Source organism: Variovorax sp. GW821-FHT09B05 (assembly GCF_059418265.1).
In genome coordinates this window covers 82012-105670 of sequence record NZ_JBWKPN010000001.1, presented here as the reverse complement: position 1 = coordinate 105670, position 23659 = coordinate 82012, and the positions used below count along the sequence as shown (strand labels likewise).

Here is a 23659-nt window from a genome sequence, read left to right as displayed (position 1 = left end):
GACCGACTCGATGCAGTCATGCTAGCGAGTTAGGGCGACGGGTGCAACAGGGTTTCCATGTTGATGATCGAACTCGCGATCTGTTCCATCGACAGGCGCTTGGCCATCGCCTGCGCGCGGATCGCCTGGTAGGCCTCGCCCTCGCTGATGCCCTTGGAGGCCATGAGGATCGTCTTCGCGCGGCTCATGGCCTGGTCGCTGGTGATCTTGCGGCGCAGCTTGCGGTTCTCCTTGAGCATCGCCTGGCGCTCGGCCCACAGGCTGCGCGCGGTCACCAGGTGCGCGAGCAGGCCGAAGGGCTTGATCGGCTTCTGCACCACCGCGAAGGCCGCGCTCTCGAGCACCAGCTGCAGGGTGGTCGGGTCCTCGTAGTTGACGATCGCGATCACCGTCGGCTCGGGCCGCGGCATCGACTTGAGCAGCGCCTCGGTGGCCTGGCGCGACTCGCCCTCCACCAGCAGGAACAGCACGTCGACATTGGGCGGCACGGTGGCCGGCATGGGCCAGGCCATGCTGACCATGCAGCCCACGCGGCGCAGGTGGCTGACGAGGGCGTCGCCCTCCTCGTCCGGCGGATGGACGACGACGATCTTGAGCTCGGGCAGTTCGCGCAGCAGCGAAATGGTCATGGCGCCTCCGCTTCCCTCAGGCCGGCCGTCCCGCGAGCGGATCGAACCGGTTCTCGTACATGTAGGGATCGGGCTTCACGCGCAGGCCCGGATCGTCCACCACCTGGAACGTGCCCTGCGCATCGACGCGCGCCACGCGCGGCCAGAGGTAGGTGTGGTGGTTCTCCTGGTCGATGCGCACCCGGCCCTGCGGCGCATCGAACTCGTGCTCGTGCAGGTGCGGCAGCATCGCTTCGAGCCGGTCGCTGCCCGCGCGCGCTAGCGTCTGCGCATAGAGCATCACCTGGAAGTAGGCCGACTCCGCGCAGGCCGTGATCGGCAGGCCGGTGCCGAAGCGCTTGCGCCAGGCCGCGACGAACCGGAGGTTGGCCGGCGTCTGCAGGGTCGAGAAGTACGGCGCCGCCGTGATGCTGCCCGCGGCCGCGCGCGCCGACATCTGCGCGATCTCGGCCTCCTGCGTCGACTGGCTCGCGATCGGATGCGTCTGCTGGTCGAAGCCCGCCTCGCCGTAGGCCTCGTAGAAGCGCGCGATGCCGTCGCCGACCACGGTCGAGTAGACGACGTCGGGCTGCGCGGCCTCGATGCGCCGGATCACCTTCGGCATGTCGATGTCGGCCACGCGCAGCGGCACGTACATCTCGTCGAGCACCTCGCCGCCGGCCTGGCGGAACAGGTCCGCGATGATCCGGTTGGACTCGTAGGGGTAGACGTAGTCCGAGCCGATCAGGAACAGCCGCTTGCCGAAATGGCTCGTGAGGTAGCGCACCAGCTGCACCGAGTTCTGGTTCGGCGCCGCGCCCGTGTAGACGCAGTTCGGCGAATACTCGAAGCCCTCGTAGAGCGTGGGATAGAACAGCAGCGCGCGATGCGCCTCGACCACCGGCAGCACCGCCTTGCGCGTGCTCGACATGTAGCAGCCGAAGATCACGGCCACGCCGGCCTGGTCGCACAGCTGCTTGGCCAGCTCGCGGTAGCGCGGCGGCCGTGAGGCCGGATCGAGCACCACCGGCGCTATCGGCCGCCCGAGCACCCCGCCGCTCGCGTTGACCTCCTCGATCGCGAGCAGGGTCGCCGCCTGCTGCGTGCGCTCGACGGCCGCGGTCACGCCCGTCGATGAAAAAAGCACCCCGACTCGCCAGGGTTGTGGTTTGGATCCGGTCACGTCTGGACTCCCAATGAAAAAAGCCCCCAGCAGCCTTCAAGGCCGCTGGGAGCTTCACTGCTCCATGTCAATGTCGAGGCCTTGCGGCGTCGTCCGCGCTACTGTAGCAGTCCCACGGCCCTGGCAGGCAAGTCTTTTGGGAAGCCCCGGACCTCAGTGGGAGGCCGAGCGGCCGTTGGCGTTCTCCATCGGCACCACCCGCCGCACGATCCAGCGGAAGGCCGGCCCGGTCAGCAGGGTCGACAGCACGGCGAGCGTGACCAGCGCCGCGAAGGCATGTTCCGACAGCAGGCCCTTGTCGCGCAGGATCGTCGCGGCCACGATCTCCATCAGCCCCTTGCATTGCAGCAGCGTGCCTACCGCGAGCGCCTCGCGCCGCGACAGCCACTTGGCCGGCGAGCACGCCAGCACCGCCACCAGCTTGGCGGCCACCGCCAGCACCAGCAGCGTGGCCGAGGCCTGCAGCGAGGCCCAGCCCAGCACGCTGCCGTCGATCTTGAGCCCGCTGTGGCCGAAGAACACCGGCGCCAGGCCGATCAAAGCGAACTGGCCCAGCCGCTCCACCGGCAGCCGGCGCGACCAGGCCGCCGGCACGATCGCGCCCGCGAAGTAGGCACCGAGCAGCTCGTGCAGGCCCAGCTGCGAGCTCGACCAGGCGCCGGCCGCGAGGAACAGCGGCATCGCGAGCCAGATCGCCCAGGCCGGCGGCTCGCGCATCGCCTTGCGCGCGACGGCGGCAATGCCAGCGAGCGTCGCGGCCAGCGCGATCGCCGCGGCCGGCTTGACCCAGGAGCCCGCGAGCAGCGCCTGCCCTTCTGCCGCCAGCAGCAGCAGCGCCAGACCGATCCAGAGCACCGCGTCGTCGAGCACCGCGATGCGCAGCGCGATGCGCGTCAGCGGCCGGTGCAGCGGCCCGAGCTCGCGCACGATACCGATCAGCACCGGCAGCGCACTGACCGCGAGGCACAGGCCGATCGCCAGCGCGCCCCACCACTGCCCGCCATGCGGCGCGCTCCAGCCCGGCAGGTGATTGAACCAGAGCTTGGCGGCCAGCGTGCCCACCGCGAACGGCAGCAGCAGCGCCATCACCGCGCTGGCGACGAAGCGCAGCGTCTCGCCGGGCCGCGCCGGCGGCAGGTCGGCCGCGCCCGGCAGGTGCACCGTCTGCCGCGTTTCGAGTCCCGCGGTGAAGGCCAGCAGCAGCACGCCGATCCAGCCGATGAAGTCGCCACCCGCCGACGGAATGCCGACGGCCTTGGGCAGCACGCCAGTGGCCGCGAGCAGCAAGCCGATGATGATCGGCAGCACCGCGATCGGCACCGAGCGGCCGAGGGCGCGCCAGATGGCCCAGGACAGGCCCATGAAGAGGATCAGGTCGGCGAAGGTCGAGAGCAGGCTGGGGAGCATGGGGTGGATGCTACCGTGGGCCCGTGTCGCGGAAGCGATGCCGAGGCGTCGCGGCTCCCGCCGCCCGCTGGCTACGATAGCGCGATGGACCTCAGGCAACTCCGCTATTTCGTCGCGCTCGCGACCCAGCAGCATTACGGCAAGGCGGCGGGCATCCTGCACGTGACGCAGCCGGCGCTGAGCCGGCAGATCCGCCTGCTCGAGGAGGAACTGGGCGTCCAGCTGTTCGAGCGCCACGCGCGCGGCGCGGCGCCGACCGATGAAGCGCGGCTGCTGCTCGAGAGGGCACTGTTCCTGCTGCGCTACGTCGACCAGATCAAGTCCGACCTGCTGGCCCGGCAGCGGGAGCCTCGCGGGCCGGTCGCCATCGGGCTCTCGCCCGGTCTCGCGCAGCAGCTCACGGTGCTGCTGACCAAGGCGGTGCTCCAGTACCTGCCCGAAGTCCGGCTGCGCTTCATCGAGGGCTTCGCGCCGTCGCTGCAGACCATGCTGGCGCAGGGCGAGGTCGACATCGCGCTGCTGATCGAGCCCATCGAGCGATCGAACCTGAGCACCCTGCCGCTGCTGAAGGAACAGATCTGCCTGATCGGCCTGCCCGACGACCCCCGGCTGCGCAAGCCGAAGATCCGGATGCGCGACCTGGCCGGCGTGCCGCTGATCATGACCGGGCTCGTGAAGTCGGGCGTGCGGCTCGAGCTCGAGGCGGCCGCCGCGCGCGCCAAGCTCGAGCTGCATCGCGTGGTCGAGGTCGAGACCGCCGAGGTGGCGCGCCGGCTCGTGCTCGACGGCGTCGGGCTCACGGCCCATTTCGCGGCGGCGGTCCAGGAAGACCTGGCGGCGTCGCGGCTGCGCGCCGTGCCTATCGAAGGCCTGTTCCTGCACCGCGTGCTCGCGCGCGCCTCGGACCGTCCCGCATCGCGCGCCACCGAAGGCGTGATGAGCGTGCTGCGCACGGTGATCGAGCGGCACGTGCGCGAAGGCAAGTGGCCGAACGCACAGCTGTCCTGAGCAGGCCGCGCCGGGCCATGCCGCTTCGTTATGAGGGCGGTCAGAAAATTCACTTGGACCTGCGCCGCGCGCGTCCCTAATCTTGCGCCGTCCGCCGCCGCCACCGCCCACCGGGTGGCGCGCCGGACTTCACAAGAACGGAGACAAGCAGATGGCATGTGATCGAAGAACATTCCTCGGGGCGGCCGCGGCCGCCACCTTCGCGCCGGCGCTGGTGCGGGCGCAAGAGCCGCTTCGCATCGTGGTTCCCTTCTCGGCGGGCAGCGGCACGGACGTGACGGCGCGCGTGCTGGGCGATGCGATCGTCAAGAGCAGCGGGCGCACCGTCATCGTCGACAACAAGCCCGGCGCCGGCACCGTGCTCGGCTCGGTCGACGTGGCGCGTTCGCGCCCCGACGGCAACACCGTGCTCTACACCACGGGCGGCTACACCACCAGCGCGGTGCTGATCAAGAAGCTGCCCTTCGACCCGGTCGCGGACCTGCTGCCCATCACGCGGCTGGCGCTGTCCTCGGGCTTCGCGCTGCTGGTCGGCGAGAAGTCGCCGTACCGCTCGCTCGCGGAATTCGTGGCGGCCGCCAAGGCCAGGCCGGGCCAGTTGAGCTTCGGCTCCTCGGGCGTGGGCAATACCACGCACGTGATGGGCGTGTTCTTCGGCAAGGGCGTGGGCGTGGACCTGCTGCACGTGCCGTTCAAGGGCTCGCCGACCAACGACCTGTTGGCGGGCACGGTCGACTGCGCCTTCCTCGCGCCGTCGACCGCGGGCTCGCAGATCCGCGCGGGCCGCCTGCGCGCGCTCGGGATCTCGGGGGGCCGGCGCTCGGCGCTGCTGCCCGAGGTGGCGACCTTCGCCGAGCAGGGCTTCACGGTCGAGGACATCCCGGCCTGGTCGGGCCTGTTCGGTCCCGGAAAGATGGCGCCCGACGCGGTGCATGCGTTGCACGACACCATCGTCAAGGCAGCGCGCACGCCCGCGCTGATCGCCTACATGCGCGACAACGGCGACGAGCCCGACCTGATGCCGCCCGAGCCGTTCAGGGCCTACGTCACGGCCGAGATCGGGCGCTACCGCCGGCTGCTGCCGCCGCTCGACATCCAGATCGGCTAGGAGCCGCCATGCTCGAATTCATCGACCTCGGCGAAGTCCGCACCGCCTTCGAGGTAACGGGGGAAGGACCGCCGCTGCTGATGCTGCATGGCGCCGAAGGCAGCCGCCGGCAGTTCGCGCGCATCCTGCCGGCGCTGAGCGACCGCTACACCGTGATCAGTTACGACCAGCGCGACTGCGGCGACACGGTCGGCCCCGAGCGGGCACCGACGCTGATCGATCTCGCCGACGATGCGATGCAACTGCTCGAGGCCCTCGGGCACGCGAGCGCCTTCGTGTTCGGCACCTCGTTCGGCGGCCGGGTCGCGCAGGCCTTCGCGGTGCGCTATGCGAAGGCCGTGCGCCGGCTCGTGCTGGCGAGCACCTGGCCCCTGCCCGTTTCGCTCGCGCAAGCCAATGCCGAGGTCGCGCACGAGATCGCCGTGTTGCGCGCGCAACTGCCCGCGAGCGCCGAACAGCTCGCGGCGCTGTTCTTTCCCGCGCCCTTCCTGGCCGAGCATCCCGCCTTCAGGGCGCATTTCGCCGCGGCACCGGCGCGCTCCGCGCGGTCCGATCGCCGGGCCGCGGTCGTCGGCGACCTGCCCCCGCTCGCGCTGTCGGAGATCGAGCGGCCCACGCTGCTCGTCGCGGGGGAGCTCGATCGCGTGGTGCCGGCAGCGCTCACGTTCTCGCTGGCGCAGCACATCCGCGACACGCACTCGGTGCTGCTGCCCGGCGTGGGCCACCTGGGCACGGCCCAGGCCCCCGAGGCGCTCGCACTGCATCTGCGCGAGTTCCTGGCGTGAACCCCGTTTCCTTTTCCATTTCCCCCGTTCCGCGCCGCTGGGCGCATGGAGTCTTCGTTCGATGATTGATGTACCGGTCCTCGTCGTCGGTGGCGGTCCCGTGGGCCTCACTGCATCCCTGTATCTGTCGCTGTTCGGCATCGAGTCGCTGCTGGTCGAGCGACATCCGGGCACCGCGATCCTTCCCAAGGCACGGGCCCTCAATGCCCGCACCATGGAGATGTACCGCCAGATCGATCTGGAGGACGCCATCCGCGCCGTCGCCATGCCCGATCGCTTCGGCGGCACCATCCTCTGGTCCGAGAGCCTGGCCGGCCGCGAGATCAAGCGGCTGCATCCCGGGCGCGGATCGGCCGCCAACCAGGCCTTGTCGATCGCCGGCAACTGCGGCTGCTCGCAGGACATCCTCGAGCCGGTGCTGCGCCATCGGGCCGAGACGGCCGGCGCCGGCAGGCTTCGCTTCGGCACCGCGCTGCGCGAACTGAGTTGCGACGCCGACGGCGTGACCGCCAGCATCGAGGATGCCGAGGGCCGCGGCGAACAGGTGCGCGCGCGCTACCTGATCGCCGCCGACGGTTCGCAGAGCCGCATCCGGCAGCAGCTCGGAATCGGCCGGCGCGGCGAAGCCGATGTCTACGACAGCATCAACATCCACCTGCGTGCCGACCTCACGCCGTGGATCGCGGAGCGCCCGGCAGCGCTGTACCTGATCGAGCAGCCGGAATTGCGCGGCACCTTCCTGACGATCAACGGCAGCGACCGCTGGGGCTTCCTGGTCACCTCGCTGTCGCACTACGGTTTCACGCCCGAGCAGTTCACGCCCGCGTTCAGCACCGAGATCGTGCGCCGCGCGGTGGGTGCAGCCGACCTCGCCGTCGAGGTCCTCGGCGTCAGCGCCTGGAAGGCCTCGGCGATGGTGGCCGAGCGCTACCGCGCGGGGCCGGTGTTCCTCGCCGGCGATGCCGCGCACGAGATGCCGCCGACCGGCGGCTTCGGCCTCAACACCGGCGTGCAGGATGCGCAGAACCTCGCATGGAAGCTGGCCGCGGTGCTGCGCGGCGAGGCCGGCGACGCGCTGCTCGACAGCTACGATGCCGAGCGCCGGCCGGTCGGCGAGGCCGTCACCCACACCAGCCTGCTCAACGCGCTGTCGATGGGGCGCACGGCGCGGCAGACCGAAGCGGTGCTGCCGCGCAAGGAGTTCCTCAACGAGATCGGCCTGGTGTTCGGCGCGCGCTACGCATCGCGCGCGGTCGTGTCGCAGGAAGAGCCCGCGCCGGTCGCGGACGCGATCGAGGCCTATGTGCCGAGCGCCGCGCCCGGCTGTCGCGCGCCGCATGTCGCGCTGCGCAAGGGTTCGCAGAAGCTCTCGACCACCGACCTGCTGGGCCGCGGCTTCGTGCTGCTCACCGCGCCCGCGGGCTCGGCCTGGCGGGCCGCCGCGGATCGGCTCGAAGGGCCCCGTGTCGCCAATGCCGTCATCGGCGACGAGATCCGCGAGGAGGAAGGTGGCGACTGGCTCGCGGCCTATGGCCTGCGCGAGGATGGCGCGGTCCTCGTGCGGCCCGACGGCCATGTGGCCTGGCGCTCGCCATCGGGCGCCGACGACCCTTGGGCCACGCTGCAGGAGGTGATGAGCGCCATCCTGTGTCGCGGCGCGGCGGCGCCCGGGAGCGCCGCATGAGCATGGAAGTCAGCGCCATCCATCACTTCACGGTCGGCTGCGCGGTCGAGGACCTGCCCGCGCTGCGCGACTTCTACGTGGGCACGCTGGGGCTGAAGGAGGGGCACCGCCCCGCGCTGCGTCATCCGGGCTACTGGCTGTATGCCGACGGGCACGCGATCGTGCATCTCAACGCGCTGCGGACGGTGTCGCCGCCACGGGAGTGCGGCCCCTTCGATCACGTGGCCCTGAAGGCGCGCGGCCTCGAAGCCACGCGGCAGGCGCTGCGCGCGGCGAAGGTGCCCTTCAGCGAAACGCCGTTGACCGGGACCTCGCTGCACCAGGTCTTCCTCAGCGATCCGCTCGGGCTCAAGGTCGAGTTGAATTTCGACCTGGGCCTCGAGGCCGGATAGCGGGCGCCGCCCTCTTCGGCGGCCCCGGCCGAAGGCGCCTCAATGCGCGATGCCGAGTGCCGCGGCCGCTTGCCTGGCGACCTCGAGCGTGCCGCCGGGCTCGTCGCCGTCCTCGATCATCCAGACCGACGACAGGCCGGCCCAGGCGAGCACCCATTGCAGCAGACGCTCGCGCTCGATGTCCGCGGCCTTCGCCGCGATGGCCAGGCGCCGCTCGAAACGGCCCGGCGCGAGCGCGGTCGCGTCGTCGGGGTTGCAGAAGATGTTCGCGACATCGAAGCCGCGCTCGCCGACCAGCCCCTTGGGATCGATCGCGAGCCAGCCCTCGACGCCGAAGTCGAGCACGTTGCCGTGGTGGATGTCGCCGTGCAGCACGCTGGCCTCGCGCGGCGCGGCCAGCAACGCCCGCGCGGTGCGCGCCGATGCGCCGAGCACGCCCGCGTGGCCTGCGCCTTCCGCGCACAGCGACGCGAACCATCGCGTTAGCGGGACCAGCGGCGGCAGCGGCTTGTCGCGCGGGGCATGCAGGCGCGTCGCGACCTCGCAGAGGATGCGCGTCGCCTCGTCGTCCTGCCCGTCCCTGGCCATCCGCGCCAGCGATGCCGTGCCCTGGGCGCGCGCCATCAGCAGCGCTTCGCCGGCCTGCGCCAGCACGGCCGCCGCGCCCTGCCCGTCCCACCAGGCCATCAGCGCCGCACCGGCCATCTCCTCGGGCTGGTGCGAGAGCTTGAGCATGGCCGGCAGGCCGCGCGCGCGGACCGGCAGCAGATGGCCGCTCAGCGAGGAGAAGGGTTCGCCGTCGGGGACCAGGTCCCAACGCTGCAGGTAGGGGTCGAACATGGGCTCAGCCCTAAGGCAGCTCCAGGTCATGCACGATCTGCCCCGCCCCCATCGTGTTCACCGCCTCCGCAGGCACCTCCATCAGCACGCGGCTGCGCTCGCCCGTGAAATGGATGGTGATGTACTGCACCGGCCGCTTGCGCCGGTCGTGCAGCAGGCGCACCAGCCGCACCAGCGGCGCGCCGAGGTCCACGCGCAGAAGGCCCGCGAGCACGGGGTCGGCCGCGACGGCAGTCACCTCCTGGATCACGCGGCCGAACTTGATGCCCTCGGCCATCAGGATCTCGAACAGCGCGCGCTTCTGCAACTCGGAGGCGGTCACGTGCCGGCCGACTTCCTGCGGCACCCAGGCGTCGGTGACCATCATCGGCGTGCCATGCGCCGAACGCAGCCGCACCGCGTGAACGGCGACCGCGCCCGCCTCCAGCTGCAGCTGCTGCGCCACCGTCGGCGGCGCGAGGGCCGTCTCGACCTTGAGCACGGTCACCTCGGTCTCGCGCGCCTGCCGGCCCAGCGATTCGATCAGGCCGAACGAGGGCTGCGGCCGCTGCGCGCGCGGCACGGCACGCACGAAGGTGCCGCGGCCCGGCCGCTTCTCGACCAGCCCCAGGTGCTCCAGGTCCGACACCGCGCGCCGCACGGTGATGCGCGAGACGTCGAACTGGGCGCACAGCGCGTCCTCGGCCGGAATCAGCTCGCCCACGCCATAGGCGCCCTGGGCGATCTGGTCGCGCAGCACCATGAAGAGCTGCCGGTGCAGCGCGGTGCCGGGTTCGCGGCGCAGTTGGGAAGGGTTCGGTGTGTCCATGGAGAGCAGTGCTTCGGCGGCGCGGGCCGCCCGCGCGTTCGGCCGATTGTGCCCGCCCATTCAGGCATACCCTAACAACGTCGAAAGGTTATAGCATTATGATGTCATCACTAAATCACTTCGATGCCCCGCTCCATGACCACCGCCCACGACCTGCGCCAGCTGCTCTCCCGTCCCGAACTCGTCGTCGCCCCAGGCGCCTATGACGGCATGACCGCGAAGATGGTCGAGGCGGCCGGCTTCGCCTGCGTCTACATGACCGGCGCCGGCGCCTCGGCGGCGCGCGGCTTTCCCGATTACGGCCTGCTGTCGATGAACGAGATGGCCGAGGCAGCGGGCATGCTGGCGCGCTCGGTCGGGGTGCCGGTCATCGCCGATGCCGACACCGGCTACGGCAACGAACTCAACGTGACGCGCACCGTGCGCGAGTACGAGATGCGCGGCGTGGCCGGGCTGCACATCGAGGACCAGGTCGCGCCCAAGCGCTGCGGCCATCTCGACGGCAAGGAGGTGATCCCGCGCGACCAGTTCGTCGCCAAGATCCGCGCCGCCCTCGCCGCCCGGCGCGACCCGGCCTTCCTGGTGATCGCGCGCACCGATGCGCGCGCGATGCTCGGTCTCGACGAGGCGGTGGAACGCGCACGCGAGGCGCTGGCCGCCGGTGCCGACATGGTGTTCGTCGAGGCCGCGCAGTCGATGGAGGAACTGGCCGCGATCCCGCGGCGGGTCGAGGGCCCGTGCCTGCTCAACATCGTGCGCGGCGGCAAGACGCCCGACCTGGACCTGGCGACGGCGCAGCAGATGGGCTATCGCCTCGCGATCCTGCCGAGCCTGCTGATCGGCGCCGCGGCCTCGGCCTGCGAACAGGCGCTGTCGGCGCTGCGCAGCACGGGCCAGCCGCCGAGTTCGGCCCATGCGCCCGGCGTGGCCGAGCGCTTCCGGCGCCTGGGCGCCGCGGAATGGGATGCGCTGCGCACGCGCTTCCAGGCGGCGGAATGACGGCCATGACGACGCCCTCCACCGCCGCGCCGCGCACGCTGTTCGACAAGGTCTGGGACGCACACGTGGTCCAGCCCCTGCCCGACGGCTGGGACCTGCTGCACATCGACCGCCACCTGCTGCACGACCTGTCGGGCACCGCCGGTCTGCGCGAGCTGGCCGAGCGCGGCCTGCCGGTGCGCAACCCCGAGTTGGCCTTCGCCACGCCCGACCATGCCGTCTCGAGCGCGCCAGGCCGTACCGGCGAGAGCTTCGCGGGCGGCGTGCATCTGTACCAGGGCCTCAAGCTGCTGACGCGCGGCGCGGGCATCCGCCTGTTCGACCTGGGCCAGCCCGGCCAGGGCATCGTGCATGTGATGGGGCCGGAACTCGGCATCGTGCAGCCCGGCATGACGCTGATCTGCGGCGACAGCCACACCTGCACCAACGGCGCCCTCGGTGCGATCGCCTTCGGCGTGGGTTCTTCGGAGGTCACGCATGCGCTCGCGAGCCAGACGCTGGTGCTGCGCCGGCCGCGCACCCTGCGCGTGCACTTCGACGGACTGCCTGGTGCCGGCGTGGGCGCCAAGGACCTCGCGCTCGCGATGATCGCGCGGCTCGGTGCCAGCGCTGGCACGGGCTTCGCGGTGGAGTACGCCGGCGAGGCGGTGCGCGCGATGGAGATCGAGCAGCGCATGACGCTGTGCAATCTCTCGATCGAACTGGGCGCGCGCATCGGCATGGTGGCGCCCGACGCGAAGACCGAGGCCTACCTGCGCGGCCGCGACTTCGCGCCGCCCGAGGCATGCTTCGCCGAAGCGGCTGCGTATTGGCGCAGCCTTCCGAGCGACCCCGGCGCGGTCTACGCGCGCGAGGCACGGATCGACGCGAGCGCCGTGGCGCCCACGCTGACTTGGGGCACGAGCCCGGAGCATGCGATCGCGATCGACGCGCGCATTCCCGATCCCGCCGATGCCACCGATGCCTCGCAGCGCCAGGCCTGGCAGGGCGCGCTCGACTACATGGGGCTCGCAGCCGGCGCGCCGCTGCAGGGCCAGCGCGTGGACCGCGTGTTCATCGGCTCGTGCACCAACTCCCGGCTGTCGGACCTGCGCGAGGCCGCGGCCCTGCTGCGCGGCCGGCGCGTGGCCTCGCATGTGCGGGCCTGGGTGGTGCCGGGCTCGGAGAACGTCAAGCGCGCGGCCGAGCGCGAAGGCCTGGACCGGCTGTTCCGCGAAGCCGGTTTCGAATGGCGCGAGCCGGGCTGCAGCATGTGCGTGGCCGCCAATGGCGAGCAGGCGGCGCCGGGCGAGCGCGTGGTCTCGACTTCGAACCGCAACTTCGTCGGCCGCCAGGGACCGGGCGCGCGCACCCACCTCGCCAGCCCGGCCAGCGCCGTCGCGGCCGCGCTGGCCGGCGCCATCGCCGATCCACGGAGCCTCTGAACATGCAGCCCTTCACCCTCCTGCGCGGCGCCGCGGCGCCGCTTTCCATCGACAACGTCGACACCGACCTGATCGTGCGCATCGAGCGCCTCACCAGCCTCGCGCGCGGCGCGCTCGGCCCCTGGGCCTTCGAGGCGCTGCGCTTTCGCGCCGACGGCAGCGAAGACCCGGACTTCGTGCTCAACCAGCCGCGCTGGCGCGAGGCACCGATCCTGGTGGCCGGCCGCAACTTCGGCTGCGGATCGTCGCGCGAGGGCGCCGTGTGGGCGCTGCTGGCGCGCGGCATCCGCTGCGTGATCGCCGAGAGCTTCGGCGACATCTTCCACGCCAACTGCTTCCAGAACGGCGTGCTGCCGATCCGCCTCGCCCCCCCCGAGCTGGCGCGTGCCCATGCGGCCTGCAGCGCCGAGGGGCCGTGGCAGGTCGACCTGCGCGCGCAGCGCATCACGCTGCCCGATGGCGGCGAGCTGCCCTTCGAGGTCGATCCGCTGCGCCGCGAGGCCCTGCTCGAAGGGCTCGACGACATCGGCCGCATGCTCAAGCTGCGCGGCGCTGTCGATGCCTGGCAGGCACGCGACCGCGCGGCCCGCCCCTGGGCCTGGCCGGCGGCCGCCGTGCCGCAATCCTGACCACCGGAGACCGCCTTCCATGTTCGACACATCCTCACGCAAGATGGCGCGCCGCTGGCTGCCCGCGCTCTGCGCGGCCTGCGGCCTGCATGCCGCCACGGTCCAGGCCCAGACCGCCTGGGCGCCGCAACGCCCGGTCACGCTGGTCGTGCCCTACAACCCCGGCGGCGGCACCGACGCCACCGCGCGCGCTGTCGCGAGCCGGCTGTCGGTGCTGTGGAAGCAGCCGGTGCTGGTCGAGAACCTCGGTGGCGCCGACGGCCTGATCGGCACCCGGCGCGTGATCGAGGCCGCGCCCGACGGCTACACGCTGCTGTTCCAGGTGCCCTCGCTGCTGCTGATGAAGTACCAGCGCAGCCTCAAGGCGATCGACCCCGTGACCCGGCTCACGCCCGTGACCGCGGTGGCGACCTCGCCGACCGCGCTGGTGATGACCGCCACCCTGCCCTTCAAGACCCTGCCCGAACTCATCGCCCATTGCCGCACCAAGCCCTGCAACGCAGGCAGCGGCGAGAACAGCTCCAAGGTGCGGGCGCAGAAGTTCGCGGCCGACTACCAGCTGCGCGACCTCGCGGTCGTCAACTACAAGGGCACCTCGCCGATCGTGGGCGACCTGGTCTCGGGCAACCTCACGATGGCTTTCACCGGCATCACGGCCGCGATGCCGCTGCACAAGGCCGGCCGCGTGCGCATCCTCGTGACCAACGGCGAACGGCGTGCGCAGGCCCTGCCCGAGGTGCCGACCAGCCTCGAGGCCGGCTGGCCCGACTCCTATTCGGTGACCTGGTACGGCGTGTTCGCGCCCAAGGGAACGCCGGCCGCGATCGCGCGCGCCATCGCCGATGCCACGCGCGAAGCCGGCAAGGACGCCCATGTGCGCGAGGCGCTGGCGGTCGCGGGGGCGGAGCCGGCCTTCACCAGCCCGGCCGCCTTCGAGACCATGATCCGCGAGGACGATGCGCGCCTCGCTGCGCTGGTCAAGCGCTTCCCGCTCGAGGATTGATGCGATGCAAGTCATGGGCGAACAGATCGGCGTGCCGTGCACCGTGCTGCGCGGCGGCACCAGCAAGGGCCTCTATTTCAACGCCGCCGACCTGCCGCCCGCGGGCGCGCGGCGCGACCGCCTGCTGATGGCGCTGCTCGGCGCGCACGACCTGCTGCAGATCGACGGCCTCGGCGGCTCGCGGCTGGTGACGGCCAAGCTCGCGATCGTCGGGCCGCCCACGCATCCCGAGGCCGACGTGGACTACACCTACGGCATCGTGCCGCCGGGCGAGGGCCGCGTGGTCTTCACGAGCAACTGCGGCAACATCTCGGCGGGCGTGGGGCCGTTCGCGATCGATGCCGGACTGGTACCGGCCGAAGGCCCCGTGGCGCGCGTGCGCATCCACAACACGAACACCGGCAAGCTGCTGGTGGCGCATGTGCCCGTGGCCGACGGCCATGCGCGCGTGCGCGGCGACTTCGCGATTCCCGGCGTGCCCGGCACCGGCGCGCGTATCTTCATGGACTACCGCGCCACCATCGGCGCCAAGACCGGGCGCGGCATGCCCACGGGCCGTGCACGCGACGAGATCGCGCTCGACGACGGGCGGCGCTTCGAGGTCAGCCTCTGCGACGTCGGCAATCCCTGCGTCTTCGTCGCGGCCGATGCCCTGGGTCTGTCGGGCACCGAGCTGCCGAACGCGATCGATGCCGATGCCGCGCTGCTGTCGACCTTGAAGGCGCTGCGTGCGCGCGCGGCCGCCCTGCTCGGCCTGTGCGCCGACTGGCGCGAGGCCGACAGCGTGTCGCCCGCGCTGCCGCTGGTCGTGATCGTCGCGCCGCCCACCGCCTATGCCGATGCGCAGGGCCGCACCGTGGCGGCCGCGCAGGTCGACCTGTGCGCGCGGCTGGTGTTCTACGGCCGCTGCCACGAAAGCATGGCGGGCACCGGCGCGATCTGCACCGCGGCCTGCGCGAGCGTCGAGGGCTCGGTGGTGCATGCGGCGGCACGCGGCATCGGCGAACGCGTCGTGCCCGACAGCCTGCACATCGGCCATCCGCTCGGCGCGATGCGCGTCGACGTCCAGGGGTGCTGCGAGGCCTCGCGGCCGCTGGCTTTCGAGGCGCTGGGCTTCGCGCGCACCGCGCGCCGCCTGATGGACGGCACAGCCTGGGTGCCGCGATCGGTGCTGGACCCGGCCTGAGCCCTCATCGATCCCCCACAACATTCCAAAGGAGACTTTCATGCAACCCGATTCATCTCGCCGCCGCTTCCTCGGGCAGTGCGCGGCCGCGGCCACCACCGCGTCGCTCGTCCCCTCCTTCGCATGGGCGCAAGGCGACGGCTATCCCTCGCGCCCGATCCGCATCGTCGTCGGCTATCCGCCCGGGCAGACCGTGGACACCGGCGCGCGCGCGCTGTCGATCGCGCTCACCGAGATCCTCGGCAAGCCGGTGTTCGTCGACAACAAGGCCGGCGCCAACGGCATCCTCGGCGCGCAGGACGTGCGCAACGCGGCGCCCGACGGCTACACGCTGCTGCTGGGCACCTCGGGCCAGCTGGCCATCAATCCCTCGATCTACGCCAAGCCCGGCTACGACCCGGTCAAGGACTTCGCACCCGTCATGCTCAACGGCGTGGGTCGGCTCTACGTGGTGGTGCCGGCGGCCTCGCCTTTCCACACGCTGGCCGACCTCGTGGCCTATGCCAAGGCCCATCCGGGCAAGCTCAACTACGGTTCGGGCGGGCGCGGCATCACGGCCAACCTCGCGATGGAGATGCTCAAGAAGGCGGCCGGCGCCGACATCGTGCACGTGCCCTACAAGGGCTCGTCGGCCGCGCTCACCGACCTCATCGGCAGCCAGATCGACGTGATGATGGACGCGGGCGGGCTGGTGCTGCCGCAGGTGCGCCAGGGCAAGCTCAAGGTGCTCGGCGTGTCGAGCAAGGGCCGCTACAAGGAACTGCCGCAGGTTCCCACCATCGCCGAGCAGGGCTATCCGGGCTTCGAGGTTGCGTCGTGGACCGCCGTGCTGGCCCCGGCCGCCACGCCGCCCGCCGTGGTCGAGAAGCTCAACAAGGCGCTGCTCCAGGCGCAGCGCCGCCCCGACGTGATCCGCTCGGCCGAGACCTCGGGCAGCGAGCTCGAGGGCGGGTCGCCCGAGCAGCTCAAGGCCTTCCTGGTCGCCGAGAACCGCAAGTGGGGCGAGGCCGCGCGCGCCGCTGGTGTCACGCCGGAGTAAGCCATGGCGCACGACGACTCCCGCACCTTCGGCGAACAGCATGGCGTGCCCTGCGTGCTGATGCGCGGCGGCACCAGCAAGGCGCTGTTCTTCCACCTGCGCCACGTGCCGCCGCCGGGCCCGGCGCGCGACGCCTTCCTCAAGCGCGCCATGGGCACGCCCGACCCGCTGCAGATCGACGGCATGGGCGGCTCGCGGCTGGTGACCTCCAAGGTGGCGCTGATCGGTCCGTCGACGCGGCCCGATGCCGATGTCGACTACACCTTCGCGCAATGCGACGTGGAGCGCGACCTGATCGGCTACGACGCCAACTGCGGCAACATCTCCTCGGCCGTGGGGCCGTTCGCGGTCGACGAGGGGCTGGTCGAGGCGGTCGAGCCGCTGACCGTGGTGCGCATCCACAACACGAACACGGGCACCGTGCTGGTCGCGCGCGTGCAGGTGCGCGACGGCAAGGCGCGCGTGACGGGCGACTGCGCCATCGCGGGCGTGCCGGGCACCGGGGCCGAGATCCTCATGGACTACACCGACACGCTCGGTGCCAAGACGGGCCGCCTGTTGCCGACGGGCCAGCCGGTCGATGCGATCGCGCTGGAGGATGGACGCGAGGTGCGGGTCTCGATCGTCGATGCGGCCACGCCCTGCGTCTTCATCGCGGCCGAGTCGCTGGGCCTGAACGGCGACGAGATGCCACCGGCAATCGGCGGCGACCGCGCGCTGATCGAGATCATCGGCGAGATCCAGGCCAGGGCCGGCGAGCGCATCGGGCTCTACGCGCATTGGCGGGACGTGCATCTGCCGGGCCTGCCGCTGGCCGTGATCGTGGCGCCAGCCGGGAGCGAGGACAGCGATCTGCGCGCGCGCCTCGTGTTCCTGGGAAAGTGCCACGACAGCATGGCGGGCACGGGGTCGATCTGCACCGCGGCGGCCTCGCGCATTCCGGGCACGCTGGTCCATGCGGCCACGGGTGACCGGCTGCGCGGCGAGGTGCTGCGCATCGGCCATCCGCTGGGCGTGATGGCGGTCAAGGTCGTCGCGCAGCCCGGTGCGGCGCTGCCGCGGTTCACGGCGCTGGGTCTTCAGCGCACGGCGCGACGCTTGATGGAGGGCGTGGTCTACGTGCCGGCCGAGACGGCGTGAACGCCGCGCTCAGGCACCGTCCGGCACCTGCGCGAGGCCCGCATGCTCGCGCGCATACCGCGTCGGCGGCAGTCCGACGTGCCGCGCGAAGGCGCTGCTGAAGGTGTTCGCGGCGTTGTAGCCCACGCGTTGTGCGATCTCGGCCACGCTGCCCGCGTTGCGCCGCAGCAGGTCCTTCGCGAGCGCCATGCGCCAGGCCAGCAGGTATTCCATCGGCGCCACGCCGACGGTGCGGCCGAAGCGTTCGAAGAAGGTCGAGCGCGAGAGCGCGGCCTCGTGCGCGAGCTCGGCCACCGTCCAGTCCTGCGCCGGGCGTTCGTGCATCGCGCGGATCGCGGCCGCGAGGCGCGGCTCGGCGAGGCCGCGCGCCAGCCCCGACGAGGCATTGGTTCCGCCGGTGGCGCGCAGCGCCTCGATCAGCAGCAGTTCCAGCAGCCGTGCCAGCACGAGCTCGCGCGCCGGCCGCTGCTCGCGCGACTCCTCGCGCACGAACTGCACCAGCATCGCGAGCCGCTCGTCGCCGCGCACGTGCACGAATTGCGGCAGCAGCGACACCAGCAGCGAGGCATCGGGCGAATCGAAGCTGCAGTGGCCCGCGAGCATGCGCAGGTCGATCGCACCTTGTGCATCGCCGACCCTGAATTCGCCATTGCCCAACGGCACCGGCGGTGCGGTTTGCACGCCCGGCGGTGGCGGTTCGAGGCTGCAGAGCGCGATGTGCCGGGCCGCGGGCACCAGCACGAAGTCGCCCGATTGCAGCTCGAGCGGCTCGCCGCCATCGACCGCGAGGCGGCAGCCGCCCTCGAGGATCACGCAGTAGAAGGGTTCGCCCGCATCGGAGCGCTCGATGCGCCAGGGGCTGGCGCCGAACACGCGCTTGGAGAAGCGCGCGCTCGGCCGCAGCAGCATGACCACTTCGGCCAGGGGATCCACCATGTTCGGACGATTCCTGATGAGACTCGGACTCGGGATCGTAGCAAGTCCGGCCCCGGCGACCTATCGTCAGGCATCGATCACTCCCCTTCTCAAGGATCTCCATGACCCGGACCGTTCTCATCACCGGCTGCTCCTCGGGCTTCGGCCTCGAAACCGCGCGTTATTTCCTCGACCGCGACTGGCAGGTCGTCGCCACCATGCGCACCCCGCGCACCGAGCTGCTGCCCGCATCGCCGCGCCTGCGCGTGCTCGCGCTCGACGTCACCGATCCACGGAGCATCGCGCATGCCGTGGAAGCGGCCGGCCCCATCGACGTGCTCGTCAACAACGCGGGCTTCGGCGCGGCCTCGCCGGCCGAGCTCACGCCGCTGGCCACCGTGCGCCAACTCTTCGAGACCAACACCTTCGGCACCCTCGCGCTGATGCAGGCGGTGCTGCCCCAGTTCCGGCAGCGCCGCGCGGGCGTGGTGGTCAACGTCACCTCGAGCGTGACGCTGAAGGCGCTGCCGCTGATCGCGGCCTACCGCGCGAGCAAGATGGCGGTCAATGCCTTCACCGAGTCGATGGCGATCGAGCTCGAGCCATTGGGTGTACGGCTGCGGCTGGTGCTGCCGGGCCGCTCGCCCGAAACGCGCTTCGGCGACAACGCGCGGCCGAACATGGCGGGCTTCGATCACGAGGACTATGCGGAGCTTGCGCAGAAAGTCTTCGCGGAGTTCCAGGACACCTCGGCCCCGACCACCCAGGCGCTCGACGTCGCCGAGGCCGTGTGGCGCGCGGCCACCGATCCCGCGGCGCCGATGCGCATCCCGGCCGGCGCCGATGCCGTCGCATGGGCGGCCGAGGCGCGTTGAACCGCATAACCGTTCGACCTGAAGGCCGATTCGCGCGACATCGCGGATGCGGCTGCTATCCTCGGTGCGCTCCATGCGCACGGCATCGAGACGCGCCGAGGACGACTTCGGCGCTGACGCACATTGAGGGACGGCCCTGCAACCTTGTCGAGGTGTTGCCATGGCCGAACTCCTTCGGGTCCTGCGGACCATTCATCGAGCGCTGCGCGCGCAGCCGATACCGAATCCCTTCCTGTTTCGCCGCATAGCGGTCACACCGGGCCTCGTTCGGCTCGACTACCGCATGCAGCCGTCGTTCGCGCCCGCGCATCGGCGAGGTGCCCGATGATCGGCGCGGGCGGCTGGATGGGGCTGGTGCTCGCGGCGGGAATCGGCTATGCCGCCTGGGCCGCCCGGCGGCAAGGCTGCGAAGCACGCGATGTCAGGGCGCTGCGGGTCAGCAGCGGGCTGTGCGCGTTGGGCGGCGTGGCGGTGGCCGTGCTGGAGCTGCTGCTGCCGTCGGGTTGAGGCTCATGGCACAGGGGCATTCTTGCGAAACTCCGGATTGCGCCTTGCCTTCGTGGCCTGCTCGAAGCCGTAGGCGATCGACAGCAGCGTGGGTTCGCTCCAGCGCGTGCCGACGAAAAAGATCGCGACGGGCATGCCGCCGCTGTCGATTCCCATCGGAACCGTGATGCCGGGGTAGCCGGCCATGGCGCTGCTGCGTCCCGGGCTCACAAGGGCATCGAGCCCATTCGACGACAGGACGCGGTCGAACTCGCCGGCCAACCGTGCCTTTTGTTCGCGGGCCATTTGCTCATAGGGGACGGTAGAGGGTACGAGCAGATCGACGGCCATGTCGATCCACCGTTGCGAGTAGGGCGTTCCATCGGGAAACAAGGGGACGGTCTTGTTGAACGCCTGCAGTTCCTCGATGGTCTTGACGGGAAGCCCGACTCTGGTTGCAAGGTATGCATTCAGCTCCCTGCCGAAGTAGTAGCCCAGCAGCGTCCATTCATCCGCCTCGAATTCGCTGGGGCTCTCCACAGGCACCACCGTCGCGCCGAGTCGGCGCAGGGTGTCCAGCGCGGGCATGAAGTCGGGGTAGAAGTCGGCTGCGGCGTGCAGGTCCGACGAATAGCCAATGCGCTTGCCCTTCAATCCGTCGAGGCTCAGGAACTTCGTGAAATCGACTGCATGAGCCTGCGCGTCCGCCGTGGCTGCGTCCTTCGGATCGGTGGCCGCCATCGCGGAAAGAAGGAGGGCCGCATCGCGGACCGTGCGTGCCATCGGACCCGGGGTGTCCTGGGTGCTCGCGATCGGAATGATGCCTGTTCTGCTGGCCAGCCCCAGCGTGGGACGCAAGCCGACGATGCCGTTCATCGCCGCGGGACACAGGATCGATCCATCGGTCTCGGTACCGATCGCGATAGGCACGAAGCCGGCCGCCACCGCCACGGCCGACCCTGCACTCGATCCGCAAGGTTCTCCGTCCAGCACATGTGCATTCAATGTCTGGCCACCTCGCCCGCTCCATCCGTGGGGCAGGACCGGGGAACGAAAGCCCGCCAACTCGCTGAGATTCGTCTTCCCGAGAATCAGTGCGCCTGCTTCGCGCAATTTCTTCGCGACGAAGGCGTCCTGCAGCGCGGGCTTCCCCACCAGCGCCAGCGAACCCGCCGTGGTCTGCATCCTGTCGCCGGTGTCGATGTTGTCCTTCAGGAAGACCGGAATGCCGTGCAGCGGCCCGCGCGACTGGCCCGCGGCACGTTCCGCATCCAGCTGGTCGGCGATGGCCATGGCATCGGGATTGAGCTCGATGACGGCATTGACGGCCGGCCCCTTCTTGTCGAGCGCATCGATGCGGGCCAGCAGGTAGGTCGCCATGTCGCGCGAGGTGGCGCCCTGCGCCATCTTCTCGCTCAGGCTCGCGATGTCGAGGTACTCGATGCCTTCGAGCGAGGGCGGCACGACGGCGGGAGCGATCGGCGGAACGGGCGCGGCAGTGCCATCCCCGGCCGTCGCTGGCGGCGCCATGGCAAGGGGAGAGATGCTCGCGCCATCGCCTCCGCCGCAAGCCGACAGCACGAGGCACAGCAGTGGGACGCACCAGACGCGGTTGGTCGCCTTGGGGCGGCGCGGACGAACATCGTTTTTCATGGTCACTCCTTGTCGATCGTGGGATGCAGGTGAACGGCGCCGCACTGCACGGCGACGACGCTAGGGCTTGCAGTTGCTTTCGGTGACCGGCGGAATGACCGGCGCGATCGTCCCGGTGCCGGGAGCGACGCCCACGGGCATGAAGCTGGCACCGCCTCCATCGCCGCCGCCACAGGCAGCGACCGCAAGGCAGAAGAACAGCGCGCACAGGCGCCGCGCGAAGACCACGAGTTGGATCTGCATGATGTGACTCCCGATGTCGAAGACGAGGCAAAGGTCCGTCAGCTCGCCGAAGGCGTCGGCGGGCAGGGCTGCGGTGCATCCTTGGCGAGCACCTCGAGGAAGACCGCATCGGGCGGACCGGCCCTGCCCTTCTGGTTGACGCCCTGCACGTAGAGCAGGTGCTTGCCCGGCAGGAAGGCCGAGGTGTCGATGACGCCCGAGACCGTCACCTTGGGCCCCGCGCCGAAGGCGATGTCGGCGGTGGCGCTCAGCGGGATCGCCTTGGCGGCGCTGTCCCAGGGCACGGTGTTGATGTAGGCGTTGGCGGCCTGGATGGGCTGGGGGTCGTGTTGGGTCACCGGCCGCTCGCTGTCGCCCTCGGCGTAGCGATAGCGGTCGTCGTCGATCGTGGCCGTGAGCGTGACGGACTCGCCCTGCCTGACGGTGGCAGCGGAGAGCTTCAAGTCCGCGGCGTCGGGCCCCAGTGGCAGTTGGTACGGCGCCTTCAGCGTGCGCGCCGCATAGCGCAGCGACGCCACGTTCTTCGGGAAGGTGTCTTTCTCGAACTCGTCGCAAGGTTCGTAGAACGAGGTGCCCAGCTCGATCGTGAACGAGGGCGCGCCGAGCTCGCCGTAGAAGGTATCGGTGGTCGTGCCGTCGGTGTCGTAGTCGATGATCTGCGTCGCGGCGTAGCCGTTGTACCAGGCGAGGCGCTGGCCGAAGGCCGCCATGCCGTCGTCGTTCGCGGTCTTCGAGTCGCCGCCCAGGGTGTCGCGCCGGATCCCCCAGGGCCACAACACCAGTTGCGAGAAGCTGTGGATGTCGAGGTACAAGCCTTCGTAGTCATCGGGCGCGCCGGTCGAGAAGTCGTTGGCCGCGGCCGTGCGCCTGTCGCGCAAGAGGCCACCCGAGAAATTGCCGTCCTGCTGTCGGGTGCCCGCGACGTACTTGACGATGGCGGCCGTTTCCGGTTCCGACGCGGCGGTCTTCCCCCTGAAGGTCGCATCGCACGCGTCGCCGCTGGAACCCATGCCGTCGGTGCTGTTCCAGCCGAAAGGAAAGTTGCGATTCAGGTCTATGCCCGAATCAACGGGCCCGATGAACTGGGCCATGATCTCGTCGTCGGGCGCCTTGCAATAGCCATCCACCAGATTGACGTTCTTGCGCCAGCCATTCCCGATGTTCTGCGCCACGGCCTGTTCCGCGAGCTTGCGGCCATCGGGATTCGCATGCAGGATGAAGTGGAACTCGTTGTGGTCGAGCAACCAGGTGGCCGTGGGATCGGTGCCGTGGTTCTTCACCAGCCATTCGGCGAAGCGCGTGGAGATCTCGGCCGGCGTGTATTCGCGCGCATGGATCGACGAGGTGGTGACCATGCGCGGCACGGTCCGGTCCTGGATGCGCTCCTGGTTGCCGATCACGACGGCACGCAGCGGGTTGGCCTCGCTGTCGGGCAGCAGATCGAAGTCGATCGTGCTCAGCACGCTCTGCGGCAGGTACTTGATCAGCACGTTGCGAAACGAGAGCAGTTGCGTCTGCACCCAGGTCTGGCCCACGGGGACGACACGAATCAGCTTCGGGTATTGCGCCACCAGCGCATCGATGTCGAGATTGGCCCGCTCGACGGTGCGATAGCAGGCGGCGTTGCCGTCGAACAGCGGATCGCCAGGCTTGCCCAGCTTCAGCAGCTGTTGCTGCCGCTCACGCTGAAAGCCGCGGATCTTCTCGGAACGCGCCGCATCGATCTCGACCGCATAGCCCATGTTGCGCAAGCGCTCGACGCCGCGCGAGTCGAGTTCCGTCGCAATGGTCTTGCCGAGCTTGTCGACCCGCATGTGATCGATCCAGCGCGACAGGCGCTGGATGTCTTCGCGCGTCGCATAGGACACGCGCACCGACCAGATGCGGCCCTGCTCGAGCTGCGCCGGCGGCGCGGCCGCGGGGTTCACCGTGCCTTGCGCGGTCGCGAGGGGCGCGAGCTGCGCGAGCACGATCAGGCCGCAGATCGCGAGACGAAGACGCTGGGGCCGCGACGCGGCGTGATGATCAGCTCTCATGTGGGTTGTGTCCTGTGCTGCATTCATGGAATTCACCGGCCAGGCTCGCGCTACGGCAGGCCAGGCCGGCACCGTCTCGAAGGGGCATCGGAAATTCGCGTCCACGCGGTTCCTCGAAGGAATCGTCTCGGGGTCATGGATGGCGCATGGACGCGCGGGTGCGTTCCCTCCCTGTTCCGCACCCGGACAGGCTCACCGCGTGGGCGAT

23 protein-coding genes are annotated in these 23659 nt (G+C 70.6%); 14 read left to right on the top strand and 9 right to left on the bottom strand.

Annotation, left to right across the window (positions count from 1 at the left end):
* Positions 1 to 29 precede the first annotated feature (29 nt).
* The 3 genes from AC07RM_RS00485 to AC07RM_RS00475 form a co-directional block, all read right to left on the bottom strand.
* On the bottom strand, positions 30 to 629 hold the full coding sequence (locus AC07RM_RS00485; protein ID WP_093346041.1) for an ANTAR domain-containing response regulator: 600 nt from the start codon (positions 627 to 629) through the stop codon (positions 30 to 32).
* Between the two features lie 16 nt (positions 630 to 645).
* Positions 646 to 1791, bottom strand: coding sequence for a transporter substrate-binding domain-containing protein (locus tag AC07RM_RS00480; protein WP_495332156.1), 1146 nt, complete (start codon positions 1789 to 1791; stop codon positions 646 to 648).
* A 153-nt stretch (positions 1792 to 1944) separates the two neighbouring features.
* Positions 1945 to 3198: a cation:proton antiporter gene (locus tag AC07RM_RS00475; protein ID WP_495332154.1), complete on the bottom strand. Its 1254-nt coding sequence runs from the start codon at positions 3196 to 3198 to the stop codon at positions 1945 to 1947.
* An 84-nt stretch (positions 3199 to 3282) separates the two neighbouring features.
* Here AC07RM_RS00475 and AC07RM_RS00470 point away from each other — a divergent pair, with 84 nt between their 5' ends.
* The 5 genes from AC07RM_RS00470 to AC07RM_RS00450 all read left to right on the top strand — a co-directional run bounded on the left by AC07RM_RS00470 (position 3283) and on the right by AC07RM_RS00450 (position 8175).
* Complete coding sequence (locus AC07RM_RS00470; protein WP_495332152.1) at positions 3283 to 4206, top strand: LysR family transcriptional regulator; 924 nt, start codon at positions 3283 to 3285, stop codon at positions 4204 to 4206.
* Between the two features lie 151 nt (positions 4207 to 4357).
* A complete protein-coding gene (locus tag AC07RM_RS00465; protein ID WP_495315635.1) occupies positions 4358 to 5314 on the top strand; it encodes a tripartite tricarboxylate transporter substrate binding protein in 957 nt (318 codons plus the stop codon).
* A gap of 8 nt (positions 5315 to 5322) precedes the next feature.
* On the top strand, positions 5323 to 6099 hold the full coding sequence (locus AC07RM_RS00460; protein ID WP_495332150.1) for an alpha/beta fold hydrolase: 777 nt from the start codon (positions 5323 to 5325) through the stop codon (positions 6097 to 6099).
* 61 nt (positions 6100 to 6160) lie between these two features.
* The gene (locus AC07RM_RS00455; RefSeq protein ID WP_495332148.1) at positions 6161 to 7783 is read left to right on the top strand and encodes an FAD-dependent monooxygenase; all 1623 of its coding nucleotides are present in this window, start codon (positions 6161 to 6163) and stop codon (positions 7781 to 7783) included.
* On the top strand, positions 7780 to 8175 hold the full coding sequence (locus AC07RM_RS00450; RefSeq protein ID WP_495332146.1) for a VOC family protein: 396 nt from the start codon (positions 7780 to 7782) through the stop codon (positions 8173 to 8175). Before AC07RM_RS00455 ends, AC07RM_RS00450 begins: the two co-directional genes overlap by 4 nt.
* Positions 8176 to 8214: 39 nt before the next feature.
* On the opposite strand, the gene AC07RM_RS00445 is transcribed toward AC07RM_RS00450, so the two are convergent.
* Positions 8215 to 9015, bottom strand: coding sequence for an aminoglycoside phosphotransferase family protein (locus tag AC07RM_RS00445; RefSeq protein ID WP_495332144.1), 801 nt, complete (start codon positions 9013 to 9015; stop codon positions 8215 to 8217).
* Positions 9016 to 9025: 10 nt separating this feature from the next.
* Entirely contained in the window at positions 9026 to 9823 is a 798-nt protein-coding gene (locus AC07RM_RS00440) for a GntR family transcriptional regulator (protein ID WP_296779859.1), read from the bottom strand.
* Positions 9824 to 9958: 135 nt separating this feature from the next.
* Between AC07RM_RS00440 and AC07RM_RS00435 the strand changes: the two genes are divergently transcribed.
* From AC07RM_RS00435 to AC07RM_RS00405, 7 genes are read left to right on the top strand one after another with little or no spacing between them, the layout of a single operon-like run.
* Positions 9959 to 10822, top strand: a complete 864-nt coding sequence (locus AC07RM_RS00435) for an isocitrate lyase/PEP mutase family protein (RefSeq protein WP_495332142.1) — start codon at positions 9959 to 9961, stop codon at positions 10820 to 10822.
* Between the two features lie 5 nt (positions 10823 to 10827).
* Positions 10828 to 12246 (top strand): 3-isopropylmalate dehydratase large subunit, encoded by a 1419-nt coding sequence (locus AC07RM_RS00430; protein ID WP_495332140.1) that lies wholly within the window; start codon positions 10828 to 10830, stop codon positions 12244 to 12246.
* A 2-nt stretch (positions 12247 to 12248) separates the two neighbouring features.
* Entirely contained in the window at positions 12249 to 12875 is a 627-nt protein-coding gene (leuD, locus tag AC07RM_RS00425) for a 3-isopropylmalate dehydratase small subunit (RefSeq protein ID WP_495332138.1), read from the top strand.
* Between the two features lie 19 nt (positions 12876 to 12894).
* Positions 12895 to 13878, top strand: a complete 984-nt coding sequence (locus tag AC07RM_RS00420) for a Bug family tripartite tricarboxylate transporter substrate binding protein (RefSeq protein ID WP_495332136.1) — start codon at positions 12895 to 12897, stop codon at positions 13876 to 13878.
* 4 nt (positions 13879 to 13882) lie between these two features.
* Complete coding sequence (locus AC07RM_RS00415) at positions 13883 to 15064, top strand: 2-methylaconitate cis-trans isomerase PrpF family protein (protein ID WP_495332134.1); 1182 nt, start codon at positions 13883 to 13885, stop codon at positions 15062 to 15064.
* 40 nt (positions 15065 to 15104) lie between these two features.
* Entirely contained in the window at positions 15105 to 16103 is a 999-nt protein-coding gene (locus AC07RM_RS00410; RefSeq protein WP_495332132.1) for a Bug family tripartite tricarboxylate transporter substrate binding protein, read from the top strand.
* A gap of 3 nt (positions 16104 to 16106) precedes the next feature.
* On the top strand, positions 16107 to 17243 hold the full coding sequence (locus tag AC07RM_RS00405; protein WP_495332130.1) for a 2-methylaconitate cis-trans isomerase PrpF family protein: 1137 nt from the start codon (positions 16107 to 16109) through the stop codon (positions 17241 to 17243).
* Positions 17244 to 17252: 9 nt separating this feature from the next.
* On the opposite strand, the gene AC07RM_RS00400 is transcribed toward AC07RM_RS00405, so the two are convergent.
* On the bottom strand, positions 17253 to 18179 hold the full coding sequence (locus AC07RM_RS00400; RefSeq protein ID WP_495332128.1) for an AraC family transcriptional regulator: 927 nt from the start codon (positions 18177 to 18179) through the stop codon (positions 17253 to 17255).
* Between the two features lie 101 nt (positions 18180 to 18280).
* Between AC07RM_RS00400 and AC07RM_RS00395 the strand changes: the two genes are divergently transcribed.
* The gene (locus tag AC07RM_RS00395; RefSeq protein ID WP_495332126.1) at positions 18281 to 19033 is read left to right on the top strand and encodes an SDR family oxidoreductase; all 753 of its coding nucleotides are present in this window, start codon (positions 18281 to 18283) and stop codon (positions 19031 to 19033) included.
* A 324-nt stretch (positions 19034 to 19357) separates the two neighbouring features.
* Positions 19358 to 19540 carry a hypothetical protein gene (locus tag AC07RM_RS00390; protein WP_495315665.1) on the top strand — a complete coding sequence of 61 codons (183 nt, stop codon included), beginning with the start codon at positions 19358 to 19360 and terminating at the stop codon, positions 19538 to 19540.
* 3 nt (positions 19541 to 19543) lie between these two features.
* Here AC07RM_RS00390 and AC07RM_RS00385 read toward each other — a convergent pair whose 3' ends face one another.
* The 3 genes from AC07RM_RS00385 to AC07RM_RS00375 are packed head-to-tail and all read right to left on the bottom strand — an operon-like array spanning position 19544 to position 23451.
* On the bottom strand, positions 19544 to 21172 hold the full coding sequence (locus tag AC07RM_RS00385) for an amidase family protein (RefSeq protein WP_495332124.1): 1629 nt from the start codon (positions 21170 to 21172) through the stop codon (positions 19544 to 19546).
* A gap of 60 nt (positions 21173 to 21232) precedes the next feature.
* Positions 21233 to 21415, bottom strand: a complete 183-nt coding sequence (locus AC07RM_RS00380) for a hypothetical protein (protein ID WP_495332123.1) — start codon at positions 21413 to 21415, stop codon at positions 21233 to 21235.
* Positions 21416 to 21453: 38 nt separating this feature from the next.
* Positions 21454 to 23451, bottom strand: a complete 1998-nt coding sequence (locus AC07RM_RS00375; RefSeq protein WP_495332121.1) for a M14 family zinc carboxypeptidase — start codon at positions 23449 to 23451, stop codon at positions 21454 to 21456.
* Positions 23452 to 23659 lie beyond the last annotated feature (208 nt).

Bases quoted from the DNA above. Each gene is read 5' to 3' on its own strand.
- AC07RM_RS00485 (WP_093346041.1), bottom strand. From the start codon at position 629: ATGACCATTTCGCTGCTGCGCGAACTGCCCGAGCTCAAGATCGTCGTC.
- AC07RM_RS00475 (WP_495332154.1), bottom strand. From the start codon at position 3,198: ATGCTCCCCAGCCTGCTCTCGACCTTCGCCGACCTGATCCTCTTCATG.
- AC07RM_RS00470 (WP_495332152.1), top strand. From the start codon at position 3,283: ATGGACCTCAGGCAACTCCGCTATTTCGTCGCGCTCGCGACCCAGCAG.
- AC07RM_RS00465 (WP_495315635.1), top strand. From the start codon at position 4,358: ATGGCATGTGATCGAAGAACATTCCTCGGGGCGGCCGCGGCCGCCACC.
- AC07RM_RS00460 (WP_495332150.1), top strand. From the start codon at position 5,323: ATGCTCGAATTCATCGACCTCGGCGAAGTCCGCACCGCCTTCGAGGTA.
- AC07RM_RS00455 (WP_495332148.1), top strand. From the start codon at position 6,161: ATGATTGATGTACCGGTCCTCGTCGTCGGTGGCGGTCCCGTGGGCCTC.
- AC07RM_RS00450 (WP_495332146.1), top strand. From the start codon at position 7,780: ATGAGCATGGAAGTCAGCGCCATCCATCACTTCACGGTCGGCTGCGCG.
- AC07RM_RS00445 (WP_495332144.1), bottom strand. From the start codon at position 9,015: ATGTTCGACCCCTACCTGCAGCGTTGGGACCTGGTCCCCGACGGCGAA.
- AC07RM_RS00440 (WP_296779859.1), bottom strand. From the start codon at position 9,823: ATGGACACACCGAACCCTTCCCAACTGCGCCGCGAACCCGGCACCGCG.
- AC07RM_RS00435 (WP_495332142.1), top strand. From the start codon at position 9,959: ATGACCACCGCCCACGACCTGCGCCAGCTGCTCTCCCGTCCCGAACTC.
- AC07RM_RS00430 (WP_495332140.1), top strand. From the start codon at position 10,828: ATGACGACGCCCTCCACCGCCGCGCCGCGCACGCTGTTCGACAAGGTC.
- leuD (WP_495332138.1), top strand. From the start codon at position 12,249: ATGCAGCCCTTCACCCTCCTGCGCGGCGCCGCGGCGCCGCTTTCCATC.
- AC07RM_RS00420 (WP_495332136.1), top strand. From the start codon at position 12,895: ATGTTCGACACATCCTCACGCAAGATGGCGCGCCGCTGGCTGCCCGCG.
- AC07RM_RS00415 (WP_495332134.1), top strand. From the start codon at position 13,883: ATGCAAGTCATGGGCGAACAGATCGGCGTGCCGTGCACCGTGCTGCGC.
- AC07RM_RS00410 (WP_495332132.1), top strand. From the start codon at position 15,105: ATGCAACCCGATTCATCTCGCCGCCGCTTCCTCGGGCAGTGCGCGGCC.
- AC07RM_RS00405 (WP_495332130.1), top strand. From the start codon at position 16,107: ATGGCGCACGACGACTCCCGCACCTTCGGCGAACAGCATGGCGTGCCC.
- AC07RM_RS00400 (WP_495332128.1), bottom strand. From the start codon at position 18,179: ATGGTGGATCCCCTGGCCGAAGTGGTCATGCTGCTGCGGCCGAGCGCG.
- AC07RM_RS00395 (WP_495332126.1), top strand. From the start codon at position 18,281: ATGACCCGGACCGTTCTCATCACCGGCTGCTCCTCGGGCTTCGGCCTC.
- AC07RM_RS00390 (WP_495315665.1), top strand. From the start codon at position 19,358: ATGATCGGCGCGGGCGGCTGGATGGGGCTGGTGCTCGCGGCGGGAATC.
- AC07RM_RS00385 (WP_495332124.1), bottom strand. From the start codon at position 21,172: ATGAAAAACGATGTTCGTCCGCGCCGCCCCAAGGCGACCAACCGCGTC.
- AC07RM_RS00380 (WP_495332123.1), bottom strand. From the start codon at position 21,415: ATGCAGATCCAACTCGTGGTCTTCGCGCGGCGCCTGTGCGCGCTGTTC.
- AC07RM_RS00375 (WP_495332121.1), bottom strand. From the start codon at position 23,451: ATGAGAGCTGATCATCACGCCGCGTCGCGGCCCCAGCGTCTTCGTCTC.